We start from the raw sequence: 3,480 nt of genomic DNA on the forward strand, positions 1-3,480 counted from the left end.
CCGCCACGCCGCTGGCTCGTCAACCGACGACTACACCCCCATCCGCGAAGAGCCCTATAAAGAGCACGCGCGCGATCTCAAGATCGGTCTCGTCATCCCGCAGGGCTCGTTGCGCGAGTCTGTCGCCAAGGTCTTCAAGCGCACGCCCGGCCTCGACAAGTCGATGGTCATGAACGCCTTCGATGTCGGGAAGAGCGTTGAGCGCTTCGATCTGCTCCTGGTCGACGAGTCGCATCGACTCACGCGGCGTGCGAACCAGCCATCGGCGGCGCTCAATACGTCGTACGCCGATATCAATCGCAAGCTGTTCGGTGAGGATGATCCCTCGAAGACGCAGATCGATTGGATCCGTGCGCAGAGCGATCATCAGGTCTTCTTCGTCGATGCTGGACAGTCGGTCCGCCCCGCAGATCTCGCACCGTCCACCCAGCGCGGGCTGGTCGCGGGTGCCGAACGCAACGGGCGGCTCTACCGTTTGATGACCCAGATGCGCGTCAAGGCGGGCACGGACTACGTCGGCTACGTGCGTGCGGTGCTGTCGGGGGAGAAGCCAGTGCCTGTCGATGTTGGCGAGTATGACGTGCGCTTCTTCGACGACCCTGGCGCGATGCGCGACGAGATCTCGAAGCGCGAAGCAGAAGTTGGTCTTTCCCGCATGCTCGCGGGGTACGGGTACCGCTGGAAGTCTAAGAAGGACGCCCACGCATACGACATCGAGATCGGCGACTTCCGAATGCGCTGGAACGTGGCCGCGCGCGACTGGATCAACTCATCTGGGTCCGCGGACGAGGTCGGTTCGATCCACACCGTGCAGGGGTACGACCTCAACTACGCCGGCGTGATCGTCGGGCCCGAGGTGCGCTGGGATGACGAGGCCGGCCGGATCCGCATCGATCGCGCGAACTATTTCGATACGAAGGGCAAGGAGAACAGCCCGAAGTACGGGGTAGCCGTCACGGACGAGGATCTGCGTGCGCTGATCGTCAACATCTACGTCGTGTTGATGACCCGCGGCATGCGCGGCACGTACATGTACGTGCACGATCCGGTCGTGCGGGAGCAGCTGCGCGGAGCGTTCGAGGGCCTCGGCCGAAACGCCTGAGTCGCGAGTTCACGACAAGCCCTCCTCCCGCGCATGCGCCCGGATCGCCGAACTCCGCCGACTTCCTCGTGAACGGCTGCGCCGCGTATGTGCGTGTCAGCACGCCGCTCAAGGGCGGGGTCACCGGGGCAATGCGCATCGCACACCTTGCCAACGCGTTCCGCATGCGCGCCGAGGTGCACGGACCCTCGGTGGTGCACCAGCACCTCTGCATGGCGATCAGCAATACGACCTACTACGAGGCGTTGATCCACAGCAACCCGATCAACGTCAATCCCGAGGTCGATGCGAACGGGCTCATTCACGCCCCGCAGGGGCCGGGATTCGGCTACGAGAACGCGAAGATCGCCGAGCTGTTCCAGGGGGAGAACACGGGGCGGTGAGGGGCGCGTTTTCATCCTCGGTCGACATACGCGCGCCCGGCGATGTCATGGCGTACGCCGCTGATTCGCATCCACTGTCACAACCCCATGCTCATGCCACGCTTCGAGTAGGGCCTGATCACCACTGACGGCATAGATGCTCTCGTCACGGGCTGCAAGGGCTGAGGCGCAGTGTATGGCGTCGTACCCGCGCAACGCATGACGTCGGCCGAGCAGCGCGGCCTCGCCGAGGATGGCGTCGGTCGGCGTGAGCGCTACGACCTGGCGCCAGAGGTGATCGAAACGCCCCAGCGCGCGGTCGAGCTGTTCCTCAGTGAGTCGCCCCATGCGCTGGGCGCGGGCGAACGACGTGTGGGCCTCGACGTACGCGAGCGCGCTCGAAGCGACCGTACCTGCCGCATCCCATGCACTCAGACAGATCGCACTGCTCGGTTCTTTGATGATCAGCGGGATCAGCGCAGACGTGTCGAAGTATGCCGTCATCCGCGCTGATCAGCCACGAGATCGCTCACGGTGCCTGCGGTGAGGATGGGCTCGGGGAGCGGCTCCCGGGGAGCGGTCGCAGCGCGCGCGAGGCCTTCACGGAGTAGTCGCTCCACCCCGGACTCTGAGACGATCCGGGTGATTCGCGCGACCGGTGTTCCATGATCCGTGACGGTGATCTCCACGCCCTCATCGCGCACTGCGGCAAGGTGGCGGCTGAGGCCATCTCGGAGTTCTCGAACTCCTAATGTGGCGTTAGTCATGATTCAATTCTAGCCATAATTGTGCGCTTGGTCGAGGCGGGAGCTCCTCATGAAAGGCTGCGCCCGTCGCCTTTCACCACGAGACACTCAACGAAATCTTCTGCCAGACTCCCTCCATGCCCCTCGACACCCTGATCGCCCGAATCGATGCACTCGCCGGGTCCTCACCGCGCGTAATCGTCGGCATCGCGGGCAGTCCGGGCAGCGGGAAGACGACGCTCGCGACGGCACTTGTCGAGCAGTTGGGGGAGCGCGCGACGCACCTGCCGATGGATGGCTTCCACCTCGCGAACCGCACTCTCGACCGGCTCGGCCGCCGCGCGCGCAAGGGCGCGATCGACACCTTCGACGGGCACGGATTCGTTGCTCTCCTCGAGCGCGTGCGCCGCGAGACGGATCACACGGTCTATGCCCCGAGCTTTCGCCGCGAGGTCGACGAGCCCGTCGCCGGCGAGGTCGCGATCGAGCCGTCAGCTCGCGTCGTGGTTGTCGAGGGCAACTACCTGCTCTCAGAGCAGGATCCGTGGATCCGCGTGCGCGATCTGCTCGACGAGGCGTGGTTCTGTGAGGCTCCCGCCGATGAGCGCGAGCGGCGGCTCGTCGAACGCCACACCCTCGGTGGTCGCAGCGTCGAGCAGGCGACCGAATTCGCCCGCACCGTCGACGGGGACAACGCCGCACTCATCGAGCAGACCGCGCACCGCGCGAGCCTGCGCGTCTCGGGTGTCACGTGGGACGTGCGGTCGTGAAGTCGACGATCGCTCGATGTGGGCAGAACCTCAGGCGCCCACTTCGCGATCGTCGAGCAGATTGCGCGTGAATCGACGAAGGTCGCGGTGCAGGTTGGTGTGGGCACCGTCGACGGGAACTTCCGAGCGCAGAATCGCGTCGATGTCTTCGAGCGCTTGAACCACGAGCGAGGGGCGCGGCACGCACCTCCCAAGACGCAATTTCACGAACGAGGTGCTCGCGCGTCAGTGCGCCGTGGCGATGTCAGTCGGAACGCGGATCTTGGCTGTTGGTCGTCCCGTGGCACGCTCCTATCGTGATATCGCAATGAAGCGGCTCTATCGCAGTTTCGCCATAACGTTGATCGGTTGCGACATCGCGATAACCGAGCCCATCGTGCCCAGCATCCCCACAACAAGATCCTTCAAACTGTACCGACCAGACGGTAAAGTAAAGGATCTCGACATGACCACCGCACGTCGCTACCTCAGCCTGTCCGTGCTCATCGGCGCAGTGCTGC

Annotated in this window: 7 protein-coding genes; 4 read left to right on the forward strand and 3 right to left on the reverse strand. The window is 64.5% G+C overall.

Annotation, left to right across the window (positions count from 1 at the left end):
* The coding region (locus ACTIAO_RS17380) for a DNA/RNA helicase domain-containing protein (RefSeq protein ID WP_441850264.1) at positions 1 to 1,102 on the forward strand (1,102 nt) is incomplete at its 5' end.
* Between the two features lie 68 nt (positions 1,103 to 1,170).
* Positions 1,171 to 1,485 (forward strand): enolase C-terminal domain-like protein, encoded by a 315-nt coding sequence (locus ACTIAO_RS17385; RefSeq protein ID WP_029153438.1) that lies wholly within the window; start codon positions 1,171 to 1,173, stop codon positions 1,483 to 1,485.
* Between the two features lie 45 nt (positions 1,486 to 1,530).
* Here ACTIAO_RS17385 and ACTIAO_RS17390 read toward each other — a convergent pair whose 3' ends face one another.
* Together ACTIAO_RS17390 and ACTIAO_RS17395 are read right to left on the reverse strand one after the other, a co-directional pair.
* Positions 1,531 to 1,968 (reverse strand): type II toxin-antitoxin system VapC family toxin, encoded by a 438-nt coding sequence (locus ACTIAO_RS17390; protein WP_441907325.1) that lies wholly within the window; start codon positions 1,966 to 1,968, stop codon positions 1,531 to 1,533.
* Positions 1,965 to 2,231 (reverse strand): type II toxin-antitoxin system Phd/YefM family antitoxin, encoded by a 267-nt coding sequence (locus ACTIAO_RS17395; RefSeq protein ID WP_084644292.1) that lies wholly within the window; start codon positions 2,229 to 2,231, stop codon positions 1,965 to 1,967. The genes ACTIAO_RS17390 and ACTIAO_RS17395 overlap by 4 nt, the downstream gene beginning before the upstream one ends.
* Before the next feature lie 116 nt (positions 2,232 to 2,347).
* Here ACTIAO_RS17395 and ACTIAO_RS17400 point away from each other — a divergent pair, with 116 nt between their 5' ends.
* Positions 2,348 to 2,980, forward strand: coding sequence for a nucleoside/nucleotide kinase family protein (locus ACTIAO_RS17400; protein ID WP_441841635.1), 633 nt, complete (start codon positions 2,348 to 2,350; stop codon positions 2,978 to 2,980).
* A 30-nt stretch (positions 2,981 to 3,010) separates the two neighbouring features.
* On the opposite strand, the gene ACTIAO_RS17405 is transcribed toward ACTIAO_RS17400, so the two are convergent.
* Positions 3,011 to 3,163 (reverse strand): hypothetical protein, encoded by a 153-nt coding sequence (locus tag ACTIAO_RS17405; RefSeq protein WP_157560512.1) that lies wholly within the window; start codon positions 3,161 to 3,163, stop codon positions 3,011 to 3,013.
* Positions 3,164 to 3,287: 124 nt separating this feature from the next.
* Here ACTIAO_RS17405 and ACTIAO_RS17410 point away from each other — a divergent pair.
* On the forward strand, positions 3,288 to 3,480 hold a 193-nt coding region (locus ACTIAO_RS17410; protein WP_441907326.1), incomplete at its 3' end, for a hypothetical protein.

The sequence above is a fragment of the Microbacterium sp. genome (assembly GCF_052099035.1).
Taxonomy (GTDB): domain Bacteria; phylum Actinomycetota; class Actinomycetes; order Actinomycetales; family Microbacteriaceae; genus Microbacterium.